Source organism: Burkholderia sp. MSMB1498, assembly GCF_001526245.1.
GTDB classification, from domain to species: Bacteria; Pseudomonadota; Gammaproteobacteria; order Burkholderiales; family Burkholderiaceae; genus Burkholderia; species Burkholderia savannae.
Genome location: NZ_LOYJ01000053.1, coordinates 114,674 through 137,001 on the forward strand (window position 1 = coordinate 114,674; position 22,328 = coordinate 137,001).

The 22,328-nt window shown below is 68.0% G+C and carries 24 protein-coding genes; 16 read left to right on the forward strand and 8 right to left on the reverse strand.

All coding sequences use genetic code 11. The annotated features are described in order from the left end of the window. Nucleotides 1-197: 197 nt before the first annotated feature. Nucleotides 198-641 (forward strand): GNAT family N-acetyltransferase, encoded by a 444-nt coding sequence (locus WS91_RS09605; RefSeq protein WP_059644197.1) that lies wholly within the window; start codon nucleotides 198-200, stop codon nucleotides 639-641. Nucleotides 642-747: 106 nt separating this feature from the next. Here WS91_RS09605 and WS91_RS09610 read toward each other — a convergent pair whose 3' ends face one another. Both WS91_RS09610 and WS91_RS09615 read right to left on the reverse strand, forming a co-directional pair. Then, nucleotides 748-2,322 carry a YifB family Mg chelatase-like AAA ATPase gene (locus tag WS91_RS09610; RefSeq protein ID WP_059670182.1) on the reverse strand — a complete coding sequence of 525 codons (1,575 nt, stop codon included), beginning with the start codon at nucleotides 2,320-2,322 and terminating at the stop codon, nucleotides 748-750. 141 nt (nucleotides 2,323-2,463) lie between these two features. Next, nucleotides 2,464-2,715 (reverse strand): accessory factor UbiK family protein, encoded by a 252-nt coding sequence (locus tag WS91_RS09615; protein WP_004198021.1) that lies wholly within the window; start codon nucleotides 2,713-2,715, stop codon nucleotides 2,464-2,466. Between the two features lie 365 nt (nucleotides 2,716-3,080). On the opposite strand from WS91_RS09615, the gene WS91_RS09620 reads away from it, so the two are divergent. The 7 genes from WS91_RS09620 to ptsP all read left to right on the forward strand — a co-directional run bounded on the left by WS91_RS09620 (nucleotide 3,081) and on the right by ptsP (nucleotide 10,496). Then, entirely contained in the window at nucleotides 3,081-3,419 is a 339-nt protein-coding gene (locus tag WS91_RS09620) for a P-II family nitrogen regulator (protein ID WP_027789049.1), read from the forward strand. A gap of 32 nt (nucleotides 3,420-3,451) precedes the next feature. Next, on the forward strand, nucleotides 3,452-4,948 hold the full coding sequence (locus WS91_RS09625; RefSeq protein ID WP_038750581.1) for an ammonium transporter: 1,497 nt from the start codon (nucleotides 3,452-3,454) through the stop codon (nucleotides 4,946-4,948). 321 nt (nucleotides 4,949-5,269) lie between these two features. Next, entirely contained in the window at nucleotides 5,270-6,559 is a 1,290-nt protein-coding gene (gene gshA / locus WS91_RS09630) for a glutamate--cysteine ligase (protein ID WP_038750578.1), read from the forward strand. Between the two features lie 27 nt (nucleotides 6,560-6,586). Further along, the gene (gene gshB, locus WS91_RS09635; protein ID WP_038750575.1) at nucleotides 6,587-7,543 is read left to right on the forward strand and encodes a glutathione synthase; all 957 of its coding nucleotides are present in this window, start codon (nucleotides 6,587-6,589) and stop codon (nucleotides 7,541-7,543) included. 170 nt (nucleotides 7,544-7,713) lie between these two features. Continuing rightward, nucleotides 7,714-8,181, forward strand: coding sequence for a PTS sugar transporter subunit IIA (locus tag WS91_RS09640; RefSeq protein ID WP_059584358.1), 468 nt, complete (start codon nucleotides 7,714-7,716; stop codon nucleotides 8,179-8,181). 76 nt (nucleotides 8,182-8,257) lie between these two features. Beyond that, nucleotides 8,258-8,527 carry an HPr family phosphocarrier protein gene (locus WS91_RS09645; RefSeq protein WP_010101417.1) on the forward strand — a complete coding sequence of 90 codons (270 nt, stop codon included), beginning with the start codon at nucleotides 8,258-8,260 and terminating at the stop codon, nucleotides 8,525-8,527. Between the two features lie 178 nt (nucleotides 8,528-8,705). Next, complete coding sequence (gene ptsP / locus WS91_RS09650; protein WP_186448546.1) at nucleotides 8,706-10,496, forward strand: phosphoenolpyruvate--protein phosphotransferase; 1,791 nt, start codon at nucleotides 8,706-8,708, stop codon at nucleotides 10,494-10,496. A 105-nt stretch (nucleotides 10,497-10,601) separates the two neighbouring features. On the opposite strand, the gene WS91_RS35695 is transcribed toward ptsP, so the two are convergent. The 4 genes from WS91_RS35695 to gpmA form a co-directional block, all read right to left on the reverse strand. Then, entirely contained in the window at nucleotides 10,602-10,742 is a 141-nt protein-coding gene (locus tag WS91_RS35695) for a hypothetical protein (RefSeq protein ID WP_197422230.1), read from the reverse strand. Continuing rightward, nucleotides 10,739-11,497: a HesA/MoeB/ThiF family protein gene (locus tag WS91_RS09655; RefSeq protein ID WP_059670183.1), complete on the reverse strand. Its 759-nt coding sequence runs from the start codon at nucleotides 11,495-11,497 to the stop codon at nucleotides 10,739-10,741. The genes WS91_RS35695 and WS91_RS09655 overlap by 4 nt, the downstream gene beginning before the upstream one ends. Nucleotides 11,498-11,604: 107 nt before the next feature. Then, entirely contained in the window at nucleotides 11,605-13,179 is a 1,575-nt protein-coding gene (locus WS91_RS09660) for a S41 family peptidase (protein ID WP_059670184.1), read from the reverse strand. A gap of 204 nt (nucleotides 13,180-13,383) precedes the next feature. Then, nucleotides 13,384-14,136 carry a 2,3-diphosphoglycerate-dependent phosphoglycerate mutase gene (gene gpmA, locus WS91_RS09665; protein WP_059670185.1) on the reverse strand — a complete coding sequence of 251 codons (753 nt, stop codon included), beginning with the start codon at nucleotides 14,134-14,136 and terminating at the stop codon, nucleotides 13,384-13,386. 133 nt (nucleotides 14,137-14,269) lie between these two features. Between gpmA and WS91_RS09670 the strand changes: the two genes are divergently transcribed. The 5 genes from WS91_RS09670 (at nucleotide 14,270) to WS91_RS09690 (ending at nucleotide 17,251) form a co-directional block, all read left to right on the forward strand. Then, complete coding sequence (locus WS91_RS09670) at nucleotides 14,270-14,677, forward strand: rhodanese-like domain-containing protein (protein WP_059584364.1); 408 nt, start codon at nucleotides 14,270-14,272, stop codon at nucleotides 14,675-14,677. Between the two features lie 11 nt (nucleotides 14,678-14,688). Next, the gene (gene grxC, locus WS91_RS09675) at nucleotides 14,689-14,949 is read left to right on the forward strand and encodes a glutaredoxin 3 (RefSeq protein ID WP_038750555.1); all 261 of its coding nucleotides are present in this window, start codon (nucleotides 14,689-14,691) and stop codon (nucleotides 14,947-14,949) included. 116 nt (nucleotides 14,950-15,065) lie between these two features. Continuing rightward, nucleotides 15,066-15,545 (forward strand): protein-export chaperone SecB, encoded by a 480-nt coding sequence (gene secB / locus WS91_RS09680; RefSeq protein ID WP_038750552.1) that lies wholly within the window; start codon nucleotides 15,066-15,068, stop codon nucleotides 15,543-15,545. 25 nt (nucleotides 15,546-15,570) lie between these two features. Further along, nucleotides 15,571-16,569: an NAD(P)H-dependent glycerol-3-phosphate dehydrogenase gene (locus WS91_RS09685; protein ID WP_059584366.1), complete on the forward strand. Its 999-nt coding sequence runs from the start codon at nucleotides 15,571-15,573 to the stop codon at nucleotides 16,567-16,569. Nucleotides 16,570-16,717: 148 nt separating this feature from the next. After that, nucleotides 16,718-17,251 carry an O-acetyl-ADP-ribose deacetylase gene (locus WS91_RS09690; protein ID WP_038750628.1) on the forward strand — a complete coding sequence of 178 codons (534 nt, stop codon included), beginning with the start codon at nucleotides 16,718-16,720 and terminating at the stop codon, nucleotides 17,249-17,251. Nucleotides 17,252-17,594: 343 nt separating this feature from the next. Here WS91_RS09690 and trmL read toward each other — a convergent pair whose 3' ends face one another. Both trmL and WS91_RS09700 read right to left on the reverse strand, forming a co-directional pair. Beyond that, on the reverse strand, nucleotides 17,595-18,065 hold the full coding sequence (gene trmL / locus WS91_RS09695) for a tRNA (uridine(34)/cytosine(34)/5-carboxymethylaminomethyluridine(34)-2'-O)-methyltransferase TrmL (protein WP_038750547.1): 471 nt from the start codon (nucleotides 18,063-18,065) through the stop codon (nucleotides 17,595-17,597). A 54-nt stretch (nucleotides 18,066-18,119) separates the two neighbouring features. Next, nucleotides 18,120-18,896 carry a ComF family protein gene (locus tag WS91_RS09700; protein ID WP_038750544.1) on the reverse strand — a complete coding sequence of 259 codons (777 nt, stop codon included), beginning with the start codon at nucleotides 18,894-18,896 and terminating at the stop codon, nucleotides 18,120-18,122. Between the two features lie 84 nt (nucleotides 18,897-18,980). Between WS91_RS09700 and WS91_RS09705 the strand changes: the two genes are divergently transcribed. The 3 genes from WS91_RS09705 (at nucleotide 18,981) to coxB (ending at nucleotide 22,285) form a co-directional block, all read left to right on the forward strand. Next, entirely contained in the window at nucleotides 18,981-19,946 is a 966-nt protein-coding gene (locus WS91_RS09705; RefSeq protein WP_038750541.1) for a methyltransferase domain-containing protein, read from the forward strand. 235 nt (nucleotides 19,947-20,181) lie between these two features. Beyond that, nucleotides 20,182-20,658 carry a DUF2244 domain-containing protein gene (locus tag WS91_RS09710; protein ID WP_059584367.1) on the forward strand — a complete coding sequence of 159 codons (477 nt, stop codon included), beginning with the start codon at nucleotides 20,182-20,184 and terminating at the stop codon, nucleotides 20,656-20,658. Nucleotides 20,659-20,707: 49 nt separating this feature from the next. After that, nucleotides 20,708-22,285 carry a cytochrome c oxidase subunit II gene (gene coxB, locus WS91_RS09715; protein ID WP_059670186.1) on the forward strand — a complete coding sequence of 526 codons (1,578 nt, stop codon included), beginning with the start codon at nucleotides 20,708-20,710 and terminating at the stop codon, nucleotides 22,283-22,285. The last annotated feature ends 43 nt before the right edge of the window (nucleotides 22,286-22,328 follow it).

Genomic DNA, 22,328 nt, shown 5'->3' on the forward strand with positions numbered 1-22,328 from the left:
GAAAATCGCTGCTTGAATGGCGGCGATCGCCGGCCGTGCGAGGGCGTCGATCGACCGGTTGCCGAGGCGATGATTTCGTGCCGCTCGTAACCCGGTGGGCATCCCGATCGCGGCTCGGCACGGTCCGTCAAGCAGGCGTCAAGCAGGCGCCGAGATGGCCATGGATACTTCTTTGCCTACCGTCCGCGGATACGACCATGACGATTCTCGTTCGCGCCGCCGCCCCCGCCGACCAGCCCGCGTTGCGCCGGCTCTATTTGCGCGCGCGCCGCGGCACGTTCGTCTGGTTGCCCGCCGACGGCTTCGCGCTCGATGATTTCGACGAACACACCCGAGGCGAATCGCTGCTCGTCGCGCAAGCGCCGCGCGAGGGTATCGTCGGCTTCATCTCGGTGTGGGAGCCCGACTGCTTTCTCCACCATCTGTACGTTGCGGGTTCGCGGCTGCGCGAGGGAATAGGCAGCGCGTTGCTGCGCGCGCTGCCCGGCTGGCCCGCCACGCGCTATCGGCTCAAATGCCTGCGATTGAACGAGCGCGCACTCGCGTTTTATCGCGCACACGGGTTCGTCGAGATCGATTCGGGCGTATCCGAGGACGGCGACTATCTGCTGCTGGAACTCCGCCCGACGGGCGGCCGATGACGTGCGGCCGCCGAGCGGCTCGCGACGGCGCCGCGCATTCGAGCCTGCATCGCCGAGCGCGCCGTTCTTCCTGTCGCCGGGCGGCGGACTGTCGTGCGATAGGCGCTCAGGCGGGCGAAAACACCCTTCGATACCGGATCGCCTCGGCGATCTGCCCGGCGCTCGGCGATTCGTCGCCCGCGAGATCCGCGATCGTCCGCGCGACCTTCAGCACCCGGTAGTGCGCGCGCGCCGACCAGCGGAACCGCTCGCCCGCTTCGCGCAGCAGCGTCTCGCCCGTGCTGTCCGGACGGCAGAACGTATCGGTTTCGCGCCCCGTCAGCATGTGATTGGTCTTGCGCTGCCGCGCGAATTGCCGCACGCGCGCGAGCGCGACGCGCTCGGCGACGGCCGCGCTCGATTCGCCCGCCGCCGCCGGCCGCTCGGCCAGCTCGGCGGGCGTGAGCGCGGGAATTTCGATCTGGATGTCGATGCGGTCGAGAAGCGGCCCGGACAGCTTGCGCAGATAGCGCGCGGCGACGTCGGGCGAGCAGCGGCAACGGCCGCCGGGGTCGCCGCGCCAGCCGCAGGGGCACGGATTCATTGCCGCGATCAGCTGGCATGCGGCCGGGAAATCCGCCTGCAGCGCGGCGCGCGAGATCGTGATGCGGCCCGCCTCGAGCGGCTCGCGCAGCGTCTCGAGCACGTGCCGGTCGAATTCGGGCAGCTCGTCGAGGAACAGCACGCCGAGGTGCGCGAGCGTGATTTCGCCCGGCTGCGGCGGATTGCGCCCGCCGACGAGCGCGGCCGAACTCGACGAGTGGTGCGGCGCGCGAAACGGACGCCGCCGCCATTGAGCGGGCGAGAAGCCCGCGCGGCTCGATGAAAGAATCGCGGCGGACGTCAGCGCCTCGTCGTCGTTGAGCGGCGGCAGGAGGCCCGGCAGACGCGCGGCGAGCATCGACTTGCCCGCTCCCGGCGGCCCGATCATCAGCATGTGATGGCCGCCCGCCGCCGCGACTTCGAGCGCGCGCTTCGCGCCCGTCTGGCCGATCACGTCGGCGAGGTCGGGGGCGGATGCGGCAGGCAGATCGTCGAGGCGGGGTGCGGCGACGGGCGCGAGCCGCCCGTCCGGCGCGCCGGCGAGATGCGCGCACAGCGCGGGCAGATCAGCCGCGCCGTACACCGTCACGCCCGGCGCGAGCGCCGCTTCGCCCGCGCTCGGCAGCGGCAGGTAGAGCTCGGCGGCGCTTGGCGCCGCCGCCGGTTCGCCATCCGCCACCAAACCGGTTTCGTCCGCCTGCTGCGCGCGCGCCGCGCCGCACGCCATCGCGAACGCCCCGCGCATCGGGCGCAGCGCGCCCGTCAACGACAGCTCGCCCGCGAACTCGCGGCCATCGAGCGCATCGGCCGGAAGCTGGCCGCTCGCGGCGAGAATGCCGAGCGCGATCGGCAGGTCGAAGCGGCCGGACTCCTTCGGCAGGTCGGCGGGCGCGAGGTTGACGGTAATGCGCCGCACGGGGAATTCGAAGCCGCAATTCTGCAGCGCGGCGCGTACGCGCTCGCGACTTTCGCGCACCTCGAGATCGGGCAGCCCGACGATCGAGAACGAGGGCAGCCCGTTGGCGAGATGGACTTCGACGGTGACTTCCGGCGCGCGGCCGGCAGCGGGCGCGCGGCTGCGCACCACGGCAAGCGACATGATTCGACTCCGCGTGGACCGGACCGGGCGGCGCGGATGGCGCCGCCCGTGGCGTCCGGAGATTGGTTTCGATGCGCGCTTGCCGGCGTGGCGCGAGCTGCTGGGATGGGCCGCTTCAGCGAATGCGAGCGGCGGCGGCCGTCACGATTGGACGTCGGCCAGTTTCTGTTCGAGCTCGGCGACGCGCTTCTCGAGTTCCTCGAGCCGCGCGCGAGTGCGCGCGAGCACTTGCGCCTGCGTGTCGAATTCCTCGCGGGTGACGAGATCGAGCTTCGAGAAGCCCTGCGTGAGCATCGCCTTCACGTTGCGCTCGACATCCTTGGCCGGCGAGTTTTTCAGCAGATCGCCGATACGCGCCTGCAGGTCGTTGAAAACGTCGCTGGGTTGCTTCATGGTGTTCCCCTTCCAGGTGCACAAAATCTGTGCAATAGCCGTTGCCGTCGTGCCCACGAATCGCGCATGACCGAAATTGGTGCGCTCGCAGGCCCGTTTTCCGGGCATTCGATCGCGTGAAGCCGCGTTCGCCGTGCGCCGGACGTGCGTGCACTCTAACAACCTTCCTTTCAGTGCGCCAGCAAACCGGGCCCGCGTTGGCCGTTCGGCCAAGGCGCGCTTGCGTTCGCGCAAGCGCGCATCCGTGGCGGAAATCTGCCTGAAAGCCTTTCAAGACCTGCATGAGCCGACATGGCATGCGAGTTGCTGTAGATGTTCCGCTACACATTGCTGCACTGATGGGACAACCATAGCGAGAGGACTTCATGAAACTGATTACCGCAATCATCAAGCCGTTCAAGCTCGATGAGACGCGCGAGGCGCTCTCGGCCCTCGGCGTCTCGGGCATCACGGTGACGGAGGTCAAGGGGTTCGGCCGCCAGAAAGGGCACACCGAGCTGTACCGCGGCGCCGAGTACGTCGTCGATTTCCTTCCTAAGATGAAAATCGAAGCCGCGGTGTCGGACGATCTCGTCGATCAGGCCGTCGAGGCGATCGAGCGTGCGGCACGCACGGGGAAGATCGGCGACGGCAAGATCTTCGTCACGGCGATCGAGCAGGTGATTCGGATCCGTACCGGGGAGACGGGCGCTGACGCCCTGTAACAAGAGACACGAGCGATAAGAGGAAATCCAAGATGCGCAAAATACTGATGTCACTGTTGATGGCCGGCTCGCTGCTTGCGGGCGGCATCGGCGCCGCGATGGCCGACGACGCGTCGTCGGCACCCGCAGCCGCCTCGGCCGCAGCGGCTTCCGACACGTCGGCGAGCGCCGCCGCCGCGTCCGCGCCTGCCGCCTCGGCGCCGGCCGCATCCGCGCCGGCCGACGCATCCGCGGCCGCTTCGGCCGCCGCGCCGGCATCGGCCGCCGCCGCACCCGCCGCGCCGACCGCGCCGTTCTCGGTCGATTCGTCGAAGATCAATTCGGGCGACACCGCGTGGATGCTGACGTCGACCGCCCTCGTGCTGTTCATGACGATTCCGGGCCTCGCGCTCTTCTACGGCGGCATGGTTCGCAAGAAGAACGTGCTCGCCACCGTGATGCAGAGCTTCGCGATCACCGCGCTGATCACGGTGCTCTGGACGGTCGTCGGCTACAGCCTCGCGTTCACGCCGGGCAACGGCTTCATCGGCGGCTTCTCGCGCGTGTTCCTGTCCGGGATGAACTACATCCACGGCGACAAGGCGACGACGCTCACCGTCAGCCACCTCGCGCCGACGATTCCCGAGACGGTCTACTTCGTCTACCAGATGACGTTCGCGATCATCACGCCCGCCCTCATCTGCGGCGCGTTCGCCGACCGGATGAAGTTCTCGGCGATGCTCGTGTTCATGACGCTCTGGTCGCTGATCGTCTATGTGCCGATCGCGCACATGGTCTGGGAACCGACCGGCTGGCTGTCGGCCGACGGCGTGCTCGACTTCGCGGGCGGCACGGTCGTTCACATCAACGCCGGCATCGCGGGCCTGATGTCGTGCCTCGTGCTCGGCAAGCGCGTCGGCTACGGCCGTGAGGCGATGGCGCCGCACAACCTCGTGCTGACGCTGATCGGCGGCTCTATGCTGTGGGTCGGCTGGTTCGGCTTCAACGCGGGCTCCGCGGTCGCGGCGGACGGCCGTGCCGGCTTCGCGATGCTGACGACGCAAGTGGCGACCGCGTGCGCCGCGCTCGGCTGGATGTTCGCCGAGTGGATCGCGAAGGGTAAGCCCTCGGTGCTCGGCATCGTGTCGGGCGCGGTGGCGGGCCTCGTCGCGATCACGCCGGCGGCCGGCTTCGTCGGCGTCGCGGGCGCGCTCGTGATCGGCATCGCCGCGGGCGTCGTGTGCTTCTGGTCGGCCACGTGGCTCAAGTCGAAGCTCGGCTACGACGATTCACTCGACGCGTTCGGCGTGCACGGCGTGGGCGGCATTCTCGGCGCGCTGCTGACGGGCGTGTTCGCGGTCAAGGACATCGGCGGCGCCGACGGCAGCCTGCTGCTGCAGGCGAAGGGCGTGCTGATCACGCTCGTCTACAGCGGCATCGTGAGCTTCGTGCTGCTGAAGGTGATCGATCTCGTGATCGGCCTGCGCGTGACGGAGGAAGAAGAACGCGAGGGCCTCGACGTGATCCTGCACGGCGAGCACGTCGAATAATCGGATTCATCCCCGAACCCGGGACGGCGCGGCGCACGCACGCTTCGCCGCCCGACGGACAGAATGAGCGCAGCGACTTCGACCCGCCTTCCCGGCGGGTTTTTTTTCGTCTATTCGCACCTTGTCGCATGCGGCGCCGACATCGTGCGCTGCGGCAAACACCCGTCTGAAGCCCGTGCGGCAAGGGCGCGCGCGATAACCCTTCGGCCTATCGGGTCAATAGCGACAATCATGCGGTAAATCCTTGCGATCGCGGGAACAATCCCCAAATGCACGGGGCAATTGCTCTACAATCTTTTTTCTCCCGTCCGCGAGTTACACATGGTTCCCCATCTCGTTACGGCGTTAAACGGCCCGCTGCTCGAGCTCGAGCGGAAGATCCTCGACGCCACGCCTGCGATCGAACGCTGGTTCAGGCTCGAATGGCAGGAACACACGCCGCCGTTTTATTGTTCGGTCGATCTGCGCAACGCGGGTTTCAAGCTCGCGCCCGTCGACGCGAACCTGTTTCCGGGCGCGTTCAACAACCTGCCGCCCGAAGTGCTGCCGCTCGCCGTGCAGGCGGCGATGGCCGCGATCGAGAAGATCTGCCCCGACGCGAAGAACCTGCTCGTGATTCCCGAGCTGCCGACGCGCAACGCGTTCTATCTCGAGAACGTCGCGCGCCTCGCGACGATCATGCGCCAGGCGGGGCTGAACGTGCGCTTCGGCTCGCTCGATCCGAGCATCGCCGACATCACGCCGATCACGCTAGCCGACGGCCAGAAGATCGTGCTCGAGCCGCTCGAGCGCACGCCGCGCCGCCTCGGCCTGAAGAATTTCGATCCGTGCTCGATCCTGCTCAACAACGATCTGTCGGCAGGCATTCCGGGCGTGCTGGAAAACCTGCACGAGCAGTATCTGCTACCGCCGCTGCACGCCGGCTGGGCGGTGCGCCGCAAGTCGACGCACTTCTCCTGCTATGACGACGTCGCGAAGAAGTTCGCGAAGATGGTGGGCGTCGATCCGTGGATGCTGAACCCGTATTTCTCGCACGTCGAAGGCGTCGACTGGCATGAGAGCGACGGCGGCGAGGCGCTCGCCGACGCGATCGACGCGGTGCTCAAGAAAATCGCGCGCAAGTATCGCGAATACGGGATCGGCGAGAAGCCGTACGTCGTCGTGAAGGCGGACGCGGGCACGGCGGGGCGCGGCGTGATGACCGTGCACGACGCGTCCGAGATCGGCCGGATGACGAAGCACGAGCGCGCGCAGATGGCCGAATCGAAGGCGGGCGTGCCGGTGCGCGACGTGATCGTGCAGGAAGGCGTCTATACGTTCGAGCGGATCGGCGACGAGGTGGCCGAGCCCGTCGTCTATATGATCGACCGTTACGTGGTGGGCGGGTTCTACCGCACACACGGCGCGCGCGAGCGCGACCAGAATCTGAACGCGCCCGGCATGCACTACGTGCCGCTCGGCTTCGAGCACACGGCGCTGCCGGACACGCACGCGAAGCCCGGCGCCGCGCCGCCGAACCGCTTCTACATGTATGGCGTCGTCGCCCGGCTCGGGCTGCTCGCGTCGTCGGTCGAGCTCGAGAAGACCGACCCGGAAGCGATCCAGGTGTGACGCCTCCCTTCTAGCATCAGGACCCGCATGGACATTCTCTTTATCGCCGACCCGCTCGAGCGCTTCAAGATCTACAAGGACTCGACCTACGCGATGATGGCCGAGGCGGCGCGGCGCGGGCATGCGGTGTACGCGTGCGAGCCGAACCAGCTTGCGTGGACGGGCGCGGGCGTCGAGGCCGACGTGCGCCGCGTGACGATCGCGGGCGACACGGCCGATCTGCATCGCGACCGCTGGTACGAAGCAGGGGCGCACGAATCGCGCGCGTTGCCGTCGTTCGGCGCGATCCTGATGCGCAAAGATCCGCCGTTCGACATGGAGTACGTGACATCGACGTGGCTGCTCGAGCTTGCCGAGCGCGCGGGCGCACGCGTGTTCAACAAGCCGCAGACGATCCGCGATCATTCCGAGAAGCTCGCGATCGGCGAGTTCGCGCAGTTCGTCGCGCCGTCGCTCGTCACGCGCGACGCGGCGCGGCTGCGCGCGTTCCACGCCGAGCATGGCGACGTGATCCTGAAGCCGCTCGACGGCATGGGCGGGATGGGCGTGTTTCGCGTGAAGCCCGACGGCATGAATCTCGGCTCGATCATCGAGATGCTGAGCCACGACGGCGCGCGATCGGTGATGGTGCAGAAGTTCATCCCGGAGATCAAAGCCGGCGACAAGCGCATTCTGCTGATCGACGGCGAGCCGGTGCCGTACTCGCTCGCGCGGATTCCGCAGGGCAACGAGGTGCGCGGCAATCTCGCGGCGGGCGGCGTCGGTGTCGCGCAGCCGCTCACCGAGCGCGACCGCGAGATCGCGGCGACGCTCGGCCCGGTGCTCGCGGCGCGCGGCTTGCTGCTCGTCGGACTCGACGTGATCGGCGACTGGCTGACCGAGGTGAACGTCACGAGCCCGACTTGCTTTCGCGAAATCATGGAGCAGACTGGATTCGACGTCGCCGGCATGTTCGTCGACGCATTGGAGCGCGCGGTCGGCTGACGCGCGCACGGTTGGGCGGCGGCTGCGCAGGCCCCCGTCGCCGGACCGGTTCGGCCGGCTAGGCACGCTCGGCCGGACAGGCTCGACTGGCCTGCTACAATGCCCGTTCGCCGGCACGGTTTTTCGTGCGCCAGGCCCGGCGGTCGGGCCGAACACGTTGCAAGGCTGACATGGCAGGCATTCTCATCATCGCGCATGCGCCGCTCGCTACCGCTTTGCGGGACTGCATCGCGCATATCTACGGCGGGCTGCCCGCGCGGATCGGCTGCATCGACGTACAGGCGGAAAACGATCCGGCCCAGGTGATGGCGTTCGCGCACGCGGAACTCGCGCGTCTGAAGGAAGAAAACGGCGCGCTCGTGCTGACCGACATGTACGGCGCGACGCCCGCGAACATCGCGGGGCAGCTCGCGAAGGTCGAGGGCGTGCGGGTGCTCGCGGGCGTCAATCTGCCGATGCTCGTGCGCGCCGTGTGCTACCGGACGACGCCGCTCGACACGCTCGTCGACAAGGCGCTCGCCGGCTCGACGAAGGGCATCCACGAGATCGCGGCCGGCACGCCGCCGCCGCGCGCAAGCGCGCTTGGCTGCGGCGAATGCGCGCCGATTCCGCCGGAGCCGAAGGCGCAACCGCACTGAGCCTGCGCACCGATTCGCATTACCCCAGTGCGGCCGGCAGGCCGGCCGCAGCCCGTTTTGACCTCATCGGAACACCATGCTTCAACAAGAAACGACCATCGTGAACAAATTGGGGCTTCATGCGCGCGCGTCGGCCAAGCTCACGCAGCTCGCGGGCAATTTCCAGTCGGAAGTCTGGATGACGCGCAACGGCCGCCGGATCAACGCGAAGAGCATCATGGGCGTCATGATGCTGGCGGCGGGCATCGGCAGCACGGTGACGATCGAGACCGAAGGGCCGGACGAGCGCGAGGCGATGGATGCGCTTCTCAAGTTGATCGCCGACAAATTCGGCGAAGGGCAGTGACGCCGCGGCGGCACGCCGCTCAGCTATCCAGCGAGAATGCCGCGCGACGCCGCGGCATTTTTTTCGTCACGTGACGCCGCGCCGCGATGCTGCGCCGCACGCAGTCAGATGGCGGGCGCGGAATTTATAATCGGTGGTCGGGGTCATAAGCGCATCGCAGCGGTGCGCCGCGGCTCACGTGATCAAGGAGGTGCGCGTGTCTTTCACGCTGCATGGCATTCCCGTTTCAAGAGGCATCGCGATCGGAAGAGCGTATCTGATCGCGCCGGCGGCGCTCGACGTCGCGCATTACCTGATCGAGGTCGAGCGGATCGAGGCCGAGATCGAGCGTTTCCGTACGGCGCTCGGCGCGGTGCGCCGCGAACTCGACGAGCTGCGCGCCGATTTGACCGACGAAACGCCGACCGAAGTCGCGGCTTTCATCGACGTGCACGCGATGATTCTCGGCGACGCGATGCTCGTGCAGGAAACCATCGACCTGATCCGCACGCGCCGCTACAACGTCGAATGGGCGCTGACCGAGCAGCTCGACGTGCTCGCCAGCCACTTCGACGACATCGAGGACGAATATCTGCGCGAGCGCCGCGCGGACATCGAGCAGGTCGTCGAGCGGGTGCTGAAGGCGCTCGCGGGCGCGCCGTCCGCCGCGCAGGCGCTCGACTGCGCCGCGGGCAACGGCCACGACGAGATGATCGTGGTGGCGCACGACATCGCGCCCGCCGACATGATGCAGTTCAAGACGCAGGCGTTCCAGGCGTTCGTCACCGACCTGGGCGGGCGCACGTCGCACACGGCGATCGTCGCGCGCAGCCTCGGAATTCCGGCCGCGGTCGGCGTCCAGCATGCGAGCGCGCTGATCCGCCAGGACGATCTCATCATCGTCGACGGCGACCAGGGGATCGTGATCGTCGATCCCGCGCCGATCGTCCTCGAGGAATATTCGTACCGGCAATCGGAGAGGGCGCTCGAACAGCGCAAGCTGCAACGGCTCAAGTTCTCGCCCGCGCTGACGCTCTGCGGCGCGAAGATCGATCTCCTCGCGAACATCGAACTGCCCGACGACGCGAAGGCGGCCGTCGACGCGGGCGCGGTCGGCGTCGGTCTGTTCCGCTCCGAGTTCCTGTTCATGAGCAAGAACCGGATGCCGGAGGAGGAGGAGCAGTTCGCCGAGTACAAGCGCGCGGTCGAGCTGATGCGCGGCATGCCCGTGACGATCCGCACGATCGACGTCGGCGCGGACAAGCCGCTCGACATGCACGACGAAGGCTACGAGACCGCGCCGAACCCGGCGCTCGGCCTGCGCGCGATTCGCTGGAGCCTGTCGGAGCCGCAGATGTTCCTCACGCAGCTGCGCGCGATCCTGCGCGCGTCGGCGTTCGGCCAGGTGAAGATCCTGATCCCGATGCTCGCGCACGCGCAGGAGATCGACCAGACGCTCGACCTCATCAACGAGGCGAAGCGGCAGCTCGACGCGGCGGGGCTCGCGTACGATCCGAACGTGCGTGTCGGCGCGATGATCGAGATTCCGGCCGCGGCGATCGCGCTGCCGCTGTTCCTGAAGCGCGTCGATTTCCTGTCGATCGGCACGAACGACCTGATCCAGTACACGCTCGCGATCGACCGCGCGGACAACGCGGTCGCGCATCTGTACGATCCGCTGCACCCGGCGGTGCTGCACCTGATCGCGTTCACGCTGCGCGAGGCGAAGCGCGCGGGCGTGCCGGTGTCGGTGTGCGGCGAGATGGCGGGCGATCCGGCGTTGACGCGCCTTTTGCTCGGCATGGGGCTCACCGAGTTCTCGATGCATCCGAGCCAGTTGCTCGTCGTCAAGCAGGAGATCTTGCGCGCGCATCTGAAGGCGCTCGAGAAGCCGACCGCGGACGTGCTCGCGTCGTTCGAGCCGGAAGAGGTGCAGGCGGCGCTCAATCGCCTCGCGAGCGCCGAGCCTCGGGCCGACGTCGCGGCCTGATTTGGCGGCGCGCGTGGGCGCGCATTCGTCAGCGGAGGCGGAAGGCGGGGCGCGAGCGGCGGGATCGCTTGCTTGTCGCCGTTCGCCCGAAAGCGCGATCGCGCGTCATGTTTCCATGCCGAAGCCGAAGCCGAAGCCGAAGCCGAAGCCGAAGCCGAAGCCAACGCCAACGCCAACGCCAACGCCAACGCCAACGCCAACGCCAACGGTTGCGGCGACACCCTGCGCCGCCGCCGCCTCGCTCAATGCGCGCCGCCCGCGCCGCACACCGGGCAATCCGGCTGCCGCGCGATCTTCATCGTGTTCCATTCCATCCGCAGCGAGTCGAGCATCATCAGCCGGCCGACGAGCGTCGTGCCGACTCCGCCGATCACGCGCAGCGCCTCGGCCGCCTGCATCGCACCGATGATGCCGACAGTCGGCGCGAACACGCCCATCGTCGAGCACGCGACCTCCTCGAACGGCTGATCTTCCGGAAACACGCACGCGTAGCAGGGCGAGCCCGGATCGCGGAAGTCGAACGTGCTGATCTGCCCGTCGAAGCGCAGCGCCGCGCCCGACACGAGCGGCACCCGGTGCTCGACGCATGCGCGGTTGATCGCGTGGCGCGTCGCGAAATTGTCGGTGCAGTCGAGCACGACGCTCGCTTGCGGCACATGCGCGTTCAGCCACGCATCGTCGACGCGCTCGGCCACAGCGTTCACCTTCACGTCGGGATTGAGCCGCGCGAGCGCGTCGCGCCCCGATTCGACCTTCTTGCGGCCCACCGACGCGCTCACGTGCAGGATCTGCCGCTGCAGGTTCGTGAGGTCGACCGTGTCGGCGTCGACGAGCGTGATCGTGCCGACGCCCGACGCCGCGAGATACATCGCAGCGGGCGATCCGAGCCCGCCCGCGCCGACGACGATCGCATGCGCGTCGAGAAAGCGCTGCTGCGCTTCGATGCCGATTTCGTCGACGAGGATGTGGCGGGAATAGCGGAGGAGTTGATCGTCGTTCATCGTGGGCCGCGGGGCGGAGAAACGGTCTCGAACATTATTCTAGGCGCACAAAGAAAACGGGCCATCGCGGCAAGCCGCCGCGATGGCCCGTGCGTTGCGTCGCGCGCTTACTGCGGCTGCGGTGCCGAAGCGGGCTTCGGCGCCGGCGCCGGCTTCGCGGCCGCTTTCGGCACCGCCTTCGGCGCGGACGCGGCGGCCGCCTTGTCGGCCGGGCTCTTCGACGCGCTGTCGGCGACGAGCATCTTCGACTGCTCGACCGGCTTGCCTTCGAGCTTGTTGAGTGCCTGCTGCATCATGAAGTCGTCGGCGCTGCCGAATTCGACCGGCTTGCGCTCGCGATCCTTCTGACGCTGCTCGGGTGTCTTCTTGTCGTTCTGCTCCTCGAGAATGCGCAGTTGCTCCATCCGGCGCTGCTCGCGATCCTCGAGCTCCTTCTTCTCGTTCGGGTCCTGCGTGTTCGCGAGGTGGTTCGTGTAGTCGACTTCGCGCGTGACGAGCACGTCGTCCGGATCGCCGTCCGCGAACTGATCGACCGGAACGTCGGGCAGGATGCCCTTGTTCTGGATCGAGCGGCCGCTCGGCGTGTAGTAGTACGCGGTCGTCAGGCGCAGCGCGGAGTCCGCCGTCATCGGCCGGACCGTCTGCACCGAGCCCTTGCCGAACGTCGCCTTGCCCATGATCACCGCGCGGTGCGAATCCTGCAGCGCGCCCGCGACGATTTCCGACGCCGACGCCGAATAGGCGTTCGTCAGCACGACCATCGGCACGGTCTTGAAGACGGCCGGCAGGTTCTTCAGCGGGTCGGAATCGAACGACGGCAGGCGGTAGTTCTCGTAGTTGTCGCGATAGATCTGCTTCGAATCCGGAATCTGGCCGTTCGTCGAGACGACGACGGAATCCGGCGGCAGGAACGCGCCCGCGACGCCGACCGCGCTCTGCAGCAGGCCGCCGCCGTTGTTGCGCAGATCGAGGATCAGGCCCTTCAGGTTCGGCTGCTGGCGCGCGATGTCTTGCAGCTTCGCGGCGAGATCGGGCGTCGTGCGCTCCTGGAAGCTCGTGATGCGGATGTACGCGTAGCCCGGATCGAGCAGCTTCATCTTCACGCTCTGCACGCGGATCACCGCGCGCGTGACCGTGACGGGGAACGTGCGGTCGTCGCTCTTGCGGAAGATCGTCAGCGTGACCTTCGTGCCGGGTTCGCCGCGCATCTGCTTGACCGCCTTGTCGAGCGTCATGCCGCGCACCGGGCGATCGTTGATGCGGGTGATCAGGTCGCCCGGACGGATGCCGGCGCGGAACGCGGGCGTATCTTCGATCGGCGAGATCACCTTGACGAGGCCGTCTTCCTGCGAGATTTCGATGCCGAGTCCGGCGAAGCGGCCCTTCGTCTGCTCCTGCAGCTCCTGGTAGTCGGTCTTGTCGAGATACGACGAATGCGGATCGAGGCTCGACACCATGCCCTTGATTGCCGCGGTCAGCAGCTTCTTGTCGTCGACGGGCTCGACGTATTCGCGCTTGATCTGCCCGAAAACTTCCGCGAAGAGGCGTAACTGGTCGAGCGGCAGCGGCGCGGCGGCCGTCGTGACGGCCTGCTGGGCCGACGCGGAGATTTGCAGCGTCGCGAAGACGCCGGTCGCGAGGCCCGCGGCAATCAGGCCGATGTTCTTCAATTTCATACGCATAGAGTCTGGTGCGGTCGGAAAGCGCGTGGCTGTCGCGGGAGCAACGGGACGGTCATAGGACGGTCAAGTATAACTGTTCGTCCGGATGCCTTGTGGATTGGGGCGAAACGGGGAACGCCAGCAAGATTCTGACAACGCCGCGCGAAACAGGTTCGCGCGGCGAGGTACGCGCACGGGCTGCCGCCCGCGCGCCGCGCGCGGCGATTACGCCGCCGACGCCTTGCCCTGCTGCGCGACGGCGGCCTGCGCTTTCGCGATCGCGTCCTGATCGCCGAGGTAGTAGTGCCGGATGGGCGTGAGGTTCTCGTCGAGCTCGTAGACGAGCGGCACGCCGTTCGGGATGTTCAGGCCGACGATGTCCGAATCGGAGATGCCGTCGAGATACTTGATCAGCGCGCGCAGCGAGTTGCCGTGCGCGGCGATCAGCACCTGCTTGCCGGCCTTCACCGCGGGCGCGATCGATTCGTTCCACAGCGGCAGCACGCGCGCGACCGTATCCTTCAGGCACTCGGTGAGCGGCAGCTGCTCGCGCGGCACCTTCGCGTAGCGCGGATCTTCGTACGGCGCGCGCTCGTCGGTCGGCTCGAGCGCGGGGGGCGGCGTGTCGTAGCTGCGGCGCCAGACCAGCACCTGCTCGTCGCCGTACTTCGCCGCGGTTTCCGCCTTGTTCAGGCCCGACAGCGCGCCGTAGTGGCGCTCGTTCAGCCGCCACGAATGGACGACGGGCACGTACATCAGATCCATCTGGTCCTGCACGTGCCAGAGCGTGCGGATCGCGCGCTTCAACACCGAGGTGTACGCGATGTCGAACGTGTAGCCGGTTTCCTTCAGCAGGCGCCCCGCCTGCTGGGCTTCGCTGTTGCCTTGTTCGGTCAGGTCGACGTCGACCCAGCCGGTGAAGCGGTTTTCCTTGTTCCAGGTCGATTCGCCGTGGCGGATGAGAACGAGCTTGTGCATAGATGCTTGCGGTCGGTAGTGAGGAAGCGGTAGGCGCCGATGCGGACCCGGCTCGGGGGCGACATCGCGTAAAGCGGTTATTTTATAATGGCGGGATTGCCCTTTCCGATTTCTCTTTTTCGGCGGATTTTCCGTGACGTTCTTCACCGATTACACGAACCTCGCGCTCATCGCGATCCTGGTGGTTTCCGGCGGTCTTCTCGCGTGGCCCGCGCTGCGGCGCGGCGGCGGCGGGCTGTCGGCCGCCGAGGCGACCCAACTGATCAACCGCCGCAACGCGATCGTCGTCGATTTGCGCCCGTCGGCCGAGTACGGCGCGGGCCACCTGCCGTCGGCGCGCTCGATCGAATTCGGCGAGCTGCAGGCGAAGGCGGGCCAGCTCGCGAAGAACAAGGGCACGCCCGTGCTGCTCGTGTGCCAGAACGGCCAGCAGTCGCAGAAGGCGCGCAAGATCGTCGAGGAGGCGGGCTACCAGGACGTCCACGTGCTGCAGGGCGGCCTGAGCGCGTGGCAGCAAGCCGGCATGCCGGTCGTCAAATAAGGAGTGGCGAAGTGAACAAAGTGGTCATGTACAGCACGCAGGTGTGCCCGTATTGCATCCAGGCCGAGCGGCTGCTCAAGCTGCGCGGCGTCGAGCACGTCGAGAAGGTGCTGGTCGACAAGGAGCCGGAGCGTCGCGCCGAAATGATGGAGCGCACCGGCCGCCGCACCGTGCCGCAGATCTACATCGGCGACACGCACGTCGGCGGCTACGACGACCTGTCGAAGCTCGACCGCGAAGGCGGCCTGAAGCCGCTCCTCGAAGCCGCCTGACAAGGCGCAAGCCATCGCGCGGCCGCCGTCTTGCGCGCGGCGCGCGATCCACGCACGATCGCACCGGGCGTGCCGGAGGGTTCCGGCCGCCGCGAAAACATTTTTAGGGAGCCACCATGTCCGACGTCGAAAACCAACCGTTCTTCAACATCCAGCGCATCTACCTGAAGGATCTGTCGCTCGAGCAGCCGAATTCGCCCGCGATCTTCCTCGAGCAGGAGATGCCTGCCGTTGAAGTCGAAGTGGACGTGAAGGCCGAGCGCCTCGCCGACAACGTCTACGAAATCGTCGTCGCGGGCACCGTCACCGCGAAGGTGCGCGAGAAGGTCGCGTTCCTCGTCGAAGCGAAGCAGGCAGGCATCTTCGACATCCGCAACATCCCGGCCGAGCAGATCGATCCGCTTTGCGGCATCGCGTGCCCGACGATCCTGTTCCCGTACCTGCGCTCGAACATCGCCGATTCGATCACGCGCGCGGGCTTCCCGCCGATCCACCTCGCCGAGATCAACTTCCAGGCGCTGTACGAGCAGCGTCTCGCCGAAATCGCGCAGCAACAGCAGCAAGGCGGCGCGCCGAACGGCACGACGCTGAACTGAGCGTGAACGACGACCGGTGCTGAGCATGAAAGTCGCTGTCCTCGGCGCCGGCGCGTGGGGCACCGCGCTCGCGGCGCATCTCGCCGCGCGGCACGACACGCTGCTCTGGGCGCGCGACGCCGCGCTCGTCGCCGAGCTCGCCGCGCGGCGCGAGAACGCCCGCTACCTGGACGGCGTCGCGCTGCCGCCGGCATTGCGTTACGAGGCCGATCTCGTCGCGGCGCTGTCGCACGCGCAAGCGGACGACGCGCTGTGCGTGATCGCCGCGCCCGTGGCCGGATTGCGCGCGCTGTGCCGCGCGATGCGCGACACAGGCTGCGTGCCGGCTCACTTCGTCTGGGTCTGCAAGGGCTTCGAGGCCGACACGCGGCTGCTGCCGCACCAGATGGTCGGCGAAGAGCTGCCCGGGCATGCGAGCTACGGCGTGCTGTCCGGGCCGAGCTTCGCGCGCGAGGTCGCGCAGGGGCTGCCCGTCGCGCTGACGGTCGCAAGCGCGTCGGCCGCGTGCCGCGAGCGTACGCTCGCGGCGTTCCATCACGGCGCGATGCGCATCTACACGGGCGACGACGTCGCGGGCGTCGAAGTCGGCGGCGCGGTGAAGAACGTGCTCGCGATCGCAACGGGCATCGCCGACGGCCTGGGCCTGGGCCTGAACGCGCGCGCGGCGCTCATCACGCGCGGGCTCGCGGAGATGTCTCGCCTCGGCGTCGCGCTCGGCGGCCGCGCGGAAACGTTCACGGGCCTCACGGGCCTGGGCGATCTGATCCTCACGGCGACGGGCGATCTGTCGCGCAACCGGACGGTCGGCATGCAGCTCGCGGCCGGCCGCACGCTCGACGATATCCTGGCCGCGCTCGGCCACGTCGCCGAAGGCGTGCGGTGCGCGCGCGCGGTGTTGTCGATCGCGCGCGAGCGCGGGGTCGACATGCCGATCACCGAAGCGGTGTGCGCCGTGCTGTTCGACGGCGTCGCGCCGCGCGACGCGGTGAGCGGCCTGCTGCGGCGGGACGCGAAGGCCGAATAGGGCCCCGCGCGCCGAACCGAAACCAACCGCACCGAGCGAACGAGCGAACGCGGGCGCGCCGCATCGAGCGCCCGCTCTCGCTCGTCTGTGCGCTTGCGCCGCGCGGGCGTACGCTGTGCGTATCGCGATCAACTCGATGGAGGGCATCATGCCGAACATCGGTTCGACGTCGGTCGAAGCGCGCGTCGTCGACATCACGACGCTCGCGCTCGACGCGATCGTCAACGCGGCCAACGAGTCGCTGCTGGGCGGTGGCGGCGTGGACGGCGCGATCCACCGCGCGGCGGGGCCCGAGCTCGTGAACGAATGCGCGATGCTCGGCGGCTGCGCGACGGGCGACGCGAAGCTCACGCGCGGCTATCGTCTGCCCGCGAAGTACGTGATTCACACGGTCGGCCCGGTTTGGCACGGCGGCGGGCGCGGCGAGCCCGCGCTGCTCGCGTCGTGCTACCGGCGCGCGCTCGAAGTGGCGGCCGACGCCGGCTGCGCGTCGATCGCGTTTCCGGCGATCAGCTGCGGCGTGTATCGCTTTCCGCCGGACGACGCAACCGCGATCGCGGTGCGCACGGTCGCCGACGCGCTGGCCGGCGATCTGGCCGAGGCGAAATTCGAGCGCATCGTGTTCGCGTGCTTTTCCGACGCGATGCTCGATCTCTATCGCGCGGCGCTTGCGCGCGTTTGAGCGCGCGTTCGTGCGCCGCTTGCCGCCGCCGGCCGGTTTCGGCGTCGGCTTGCGGCCGACGTCCGGGCGAATCGACTGTCGATCGGAGACTGGCGGCGCGGCGTCGCGCAACGCGTGTCGACGACGTTCGCGCTCGGGTCATGTTCCGCGCATGAAGTATGCCCGCGCCGTCACGAAGCGACGGTCGCTGCGGCGTGGCTTCCGTCGGGCGAAAGCCGGCGAAGCGTCGCTGTCCGGCGTTTTATGCCGATCCGATCCCAATCGATCCGATTGCGCTTCGCCGTCACGACCATTCTCGCCGCCCCCGCGTTCGACAGAACGCGCCGGCCGGCCCGGCGCGCGCTCAAGCGCCGCCTTCGAACCCCGCCTGACGCCACGCCTCGAACACGACGACCGCGACCGTATTCGACAGATTGAGGCTGCGATTGCCCGGCCGCATCGGCAGCCGCACGCGCTGCCCGGCGGGAAAGCGCTCGACGAGCTCGGGCGAGAGGCCGCGCGTCTCCGAGCCGAACACGAACCAATCGCCCGGCTCGAATGCGCGATCGTGAAAGCGTCCCGCGCCGCGCGTCGTGAACGCGAACATCCGGGCGGGGTCGGGCGCTTCGGTCGCGACGAACGCTTCCCAATCCCGATGGACCCGCATCTGCGCGTACTCGTGATAGTCGAGCCCCGCGCGCCGCATCTTCGCGTCGTCGAGCGGAAAGCCGAGCGGCTCGATCAGATGCAGCCGCGCGCCCGTGTTGGCGCACAGCCGGATCACGTTGCCGGTGTTCGGCGGAATTTCGGGCTCGACGAGGACGACGTTGAACATGATTCGATCGGTGAAAAGCGTGTGAACGTTTAGCAGGCGCGATGCGGCGCGCCTTCAATCCTTCGCGGTGCGCAGCGCGACGAAGTTCGTCACGCGCCGCGCGCCCGCTTCCTTCAGTTTGCGCGCGAGCGCGTCGAGCGTCGCGCCCGACGTCATCACGTCGTCGACGACGCCGACGTGCAGCCCCGCAACCGGCCGCGCGATGTCGAACGCCGCCGCGACGTTCGCGCGCCGCGCGTCGAACGCGAGCCGCGATTGCGGCGCGGTGTTGGCGACGCGCGCGGCAAGCGTCGCGTCGGCGCGCACCTGCAGCGCGCGTGCGAGCGGCCGCGCGATCGCCCACGCCTGGTTGTAGCCGCGCTCGACGAGCCGGCGCGGCGCGAGCGGCACGGGCGCGATTACGTCGAGCGGCGGCGCGCCGTCGAGCGCGTCCGCCGCGAGCCGTGCGAGCCGCTCGCCGAATTCGCGGCCGAGCGCGAGCCGCCCGTGAAATTTCAAATCGAGCGCGAGGCCGTCGAGCGGCGCGCGGTAGTCGGCGAGCGCGAGCGTCGCGTCGAACGGCGGCGGCGTGCCGGCGCACGCGCCGCAGCGGTAGCGCATCGCGCCGCCCGGCGCGCGCGAGCCGGACAGAGGCAGCGCGCAGCGCGGGCAGCGCAGCCGCGCCTCGTTCCAATAGGCGGCGTCGCAACAGTCGCAAATCGTCCGATGTGACAAATTGCCGCACAACGCGCAGCGGTTCGGCAGCGCAGCAGCGAAAAAACGTGCCAGGACAATGCCCAGGCGCGACGCCGCCAAGCGTATGCCGCATCGCAAAACGGCCGGATTCGCCATCGTTCGGTTCCTGCGGAGGGGCCGCTTCGCTGAATGGCGCGAAGCGAGCGAGTATACTTCGGGCTCTTCGCCAGTGTGCCCGACATGTCCCCAGCTTCCGCAAAAACCAGCCGTCCGGCCTACGATCCCCGGCGCTTGCGGCGAATCTTCGACCGCCGAGCCGCCGCGTTCGACGCCGTGTCGTTCCTGCCGCGCGAAATCGCGCAGCGGATGCGCGAGCGCCTCGATTTCATCAAGGTGAATCCGGCTGGCGTGCTCGATGCGGGCTGCGGCACGGGCGACGATTTGCCGTTGTTGCGCGCGCGCTTTCCGGAGGCGCCCGTGTTCGGCGTCGACGTATCGGGCGGAATGCTCGCTCGCGCGGCCGCGCGCGACACGGCCGAGACGAGCTGGCGCCGCTTCCTGCCCGCGACGCTCACGAAGGCGCTCGGCCATCGCGGGCCGCGCGTCGCGCAAGCCGATTTTTCCGCGTTGCCGTTCGCGAGCGACGCGTTCGATTTCCTCTGGTCCAACTTCGCGCTGCATTGGCACGCGCGCCCCGATCTCGTGTTTCCCGAATGGCATCGCGTGCTGCGCGTCGACGGGCTGCTGATGTTCAGCACGCTCGGCCCCGATACGCTGCGCGAGCTGCGCGCCGCGTGCGCGGAGGCGGCGGCCGCGGCGGGCGAAGCGCGCGCCGTCGCGCGCGTGATCGATTTCGTCGACATGCACGATCTCGGCGACATGCTCGTCGAGAGCGGCTTCGAGATTCCGGTGATGGACCAGGAGACGCTGACCGTCACCTACAAGTCGCCCGATTCGCTGCTCGCGGACGTGCGCCGCCTCGGCGCGTATCCGTTCGAGCGGGGTGCGTCGGGGGGCGCGTCGCGCCGCCTGCGCGCGGCGCTGTACGACGCGCTCGAGGCGCGCCGGCGCGACGACGGCACGATTCCGTTGACGTTCGAGGTGATTTACGGGCACGCATGGAAGGCGGCGCCGCGCGCGAGCGCGGAAGGCTTCAGCATCGTGCGCGTGCAGGACATCGGCAGAGGGCGGCCGAAGCGTTCGTGACGCGGTGAAGAGCGGTTTCGTTATGCCGGAAATTAACGGTCGCGGGCGGCTGGAAAAAGCCTCCTAAAATGGCCGGGAAGCTTGTCGCGCTTGGCTCGCCGGGCGATGGCCGTTTGCTTGTGGATGACTTTGAACCCGCCTATAATGCGACAGTTTGTCGTCCTGGGGGTCCTCACAATACAGGACGGCCGGCCCGATGCGGGCAAGCATCAGACGCCATTCGCGAGAGGCAGCGATGGAAGCAGCGAAGGGTTTGCACGACGCTGAACCGGTTCTCGCGGACTGGCTGATGAAGCGCAACTGTTCGGTGTCTCCGCGGCAATTCGTGGGGTTCTACGTTTCGCTCGCGGCGTTTTCGCTGTTGATCGCGATCCTGTTGTCGTGGCGCGGAGCGTGGCTCGTGCTGCCTTTCACCGGGATCGAGTTGCTGGCGGTGGGCGTCGCGTTTGCAATCTACGCGCGCCATGCGGTCGATTACGAGCGCATCCGGCTGTTTCCTCACCGGCTCGTCATCGAGCGGATGAGCGCGGAGCGGCTGACGCAGATCGAGTTGAACCCGCGCTGGGTGCGGGTCGAGCCGGGTGCGTCGCCGCGCGATCCAATCAAGTTGGTGTCGCGCGGAGAGGCCGTCGTGGTCGGGCAGCACCTCGCGCAATACCGGCGCGCGCAGTTCGCGCGCGAGCTGCGCGCTTCGCTTTCGCGCTGCGGCTGAGCGGGGCGGCCGGCTCGAGGCGGGCGGCCTGCGACGGGGGAGGGTTTGAATGGAAATTTTGGGTAAGGAAGCTATGAAAACAATCAAGCGAGCCCTCACGGGCGTGCTGGCATGCAGCGGGTTGCTCTTGTCCGGCGCCGCTCTGGCGGTCGGCGACAGCCCGGGCGGCCCCCGCGTCAACGAGATCAATCTCCAGCAGCCCGTGACGAAGATCGCAGAAGAGCTCTACGACCTCCACACGATGATGCTCATCCTCTGCACGGTGATCTTCGTCGGCGTGTTCGGCGTGATGTTCTATTCGATCTTCGCGCACCGTAAGTCGAAAGGCCACAAGGCCGCCAATTTCCACGAAAGCACCACCGTCGAAATCATCTGGACGATCGTGCCGTTCATCATCGTCGTGCTGATGGCGCTGCCCGCCACGAAGGCCGTCGTCGCGATGAAGGACACGACGAACGCCGACCTCACGGTCAAGGTGACCGGCTACCAGTGGAAGTGGGGCTACGACTACGTGAAAGGGCCGGGCGAGGGCATCAGCTTCCTGTCCACGCTGTCGACGCCGCGCAGCGAAGTGAACGGCCAGCAGCCGATCAGCGACACCTATCTGCAGGAAGTCGACAATCCGCTCGTCGTGCCGGTCAACAAGAAGATCCGCGTCATCACGACCGCGAACGACGTCGTCCACTCGTGGTACGTCCCGGCGTTCGGCGTCAAGCAGGACGCGATTCCGGGCTTCGTGCGCGACACCTGGTTCAAGGCCGAGAAGGTCGGCACCTACCGCGGCTTCTGCACGGAGCTCTGCGGCAAGGAGCACGCGTACATGCCGGTCGTCGTCGAAGTGCTGTCGGACGACGACTACGCGAAGTGGGTGAGCGCGCAGAAGGCGAAGCTCGCCGCCGGCGCGGTCGATCCGAACAAGGTGTATACGCGCGCCGAGCTGATGGCGCACGGCGAAGAAATCTACAAGGCGAATTGCGCGGCGTGTCACCAGCCGAACGGCAAGGGCGTCGGCGCATTTCCGGCGCTCGACGGCGGCAAGATCGTCAATGGCCCGATCGCCGGCCACCTCGAGCAGGTGCTCAAGGGCAAGGGCGCGATGCCGTCGTGGGCGTCGCTGTCGGATCTCGACATCGCGGCGGTGATCACGTACGAGCGCAATTCGTGGGGCAACCACAAGGGCGATTCGCTGCAGCCGAAGCAAGTGGCCGACGCGCGCAACGGCAAGCTGCCGGAAGACGCGCAGCAGGCGGACGGCGGCGCGGCTGCGCCGGCGGCGGAAGCATCGGGCGCGGCTGCGCAGACGCAGGCCCAGGCGCTGCCGGCCGCGATCTATTTCGAGACGGGCAAGAGCGAGCTGCCGGCCGACGCGAAGGACGCGATCGCCGCGGCGGCCGAATATGTGAAGGCGCATCCGGACGCGAAGCTCGCGCTGTCGGGCTTCACCGACAAGACGGGCTCGGCCGACGCGAACACCGAGCTGGCCAAGCGCCGCGCGCAGGCCGTGCGCGATGCGCTGAAGTCGGCCGGCGTCGCGGAGGACCACATCATTCTGAAAAAGCCGGAAACGATCGCGGGCGGGGCTGACGCGAAGGAAGCCCGGCGGGTCGAGATCGGCCCGGCGGCTTGACGTGTCGCTGTGTTTGTCGACGTATTCGCATTAGGAGATTCTC

Coding starts and splice junctions, on each gene's coding strand:
- WS91_RS09690 (WP_038750628.1), top strand. CDS start 16,718: ATGCCGAACATCGGTTCGACGTCGGTCGAAGCGCGCGTCGTCGACATC.
- WS91_RS09685 (WP_059584366.1), top strand. CDS start 15,571: ATGAAAGTCGCTGTCCTCGGCGCCGGCGCGTGGGGCACCGCGCTCGCG.
- WS91_RS09700 (WP_038750544.1), bottom strand. CDS start 18,896: ATGGCGAATCCGGCCGTTTTGCGATGCGGCATACGCTTGGCGGCGTCG.
- secB (WP_038750552.1), top strand. CDS start 15,066: ATGTCCGACGTCGAAAACCAACCGTTCTTCAACATCCAGCGCATCTAC.
- WS91_RS09605 (WP_059644197.1), top strand. CDS start 198: ATGACGATTCTCGTTCGCGCCGCCGCCCCCGCCGACCAGCCCGCGTTG.
- WS91_RS09660 (WP_059670184.1), bottom strand. CDS start 13,179: ATGCGTATGAAATTGAAGAACATCGGCCTGATTGCCGCGGGCCTCGCG.
- WS91_RS09640 (WP_059584358.1), top strand. CDS start 7,714: ATGGCAGGCATTCTCATCATCGCGCATGCGCCGCTCGCTACCGCTTTG.
- WS91_RS09705 (WP_038750541.1), top strand. CDS start 18,981: ATGTCCCCAGCTTCCGCAAAAACCAGCCGTCCGGCCTACGATCCCCGG.
- coxB (WP_059670186.1), top strand. CDS start 20,708: ATGGAAATTTTGGGTAAGGAAGCTATGAAAACAATCAAGCGAGCCCTC.
- WS91_RS09645 (WP_010101417.1), top strand. CDS start 8,258: ATGCTTCAACAAGAAACGACCATCGTGAACAAATTGGGGCTTCATGCG.
- gshA (WP_038750578.1), top strand. CDS start 5,270: ATGGTTCCCCATCTCGTTACGGCGTTAAACGGCCCGCTGCTCGAGCTC.
- WS91_RS09620 (WP_027789049.1), top strand. CDS start 3,081: ATGAAACTGATTACCGCAATCATCAAGCCGTTCAAGCTCGATGAGACG.
- gshB (WP_038750575.1), top strand. CDS start 6,587: ATGGACATTCTCTTTATCGCCGACCCGCTCGAGCGCTTCAAGATCTAC.
- gpmA (WP_059670185.1), bottom strand. CDS start 14,136: ATGCACAAGCTCGTTCTCATCCGCCACGGCGAATCGACCTGGAACAAG.
- WS91_RS09655 (WP_059670183.1), bottom strand. CDS start 11,497: ATGAACGACGATCAACTCCTCCGCTATTCCCGCCACATCCTCGTCGAC.
- trmL (WP_038750547.1), bottom strand. CDS start 18,065: ATGTTCAACGTCGTCCTCGTCGAGCCCGAAATTCCGCCGAACACCGGC.
- WS91_RS09610 (WP_059670182.1), bottom strand. CDS start 2,322: ATGTCGCTTGCCGTGGTGCGCAGCCGCGCGCCCGCTGCCGGCCGCGCG.
- WS91_RS09615 (WP_004198021.1), bottom strand. CDS start 2,715: ATGAAGCAACCCAGCGACGTTTTCAACGACCTGCAGGCGCGTATCGGC.
- WS91_RS09625 (WP_038750581.1), top strand. CDS start 3,452: ATGCGCAAAATACTGATGTCACTGTTGATGGCCGGCTCGCTGCTTGCG.
- WS91_RS09710 (WP_059584367.1), top strand. CDS start 20,182: ATGGAAGCAGCGAAGGGTTTGCACGACGCTGAACCGGTTCTCGCGGAC.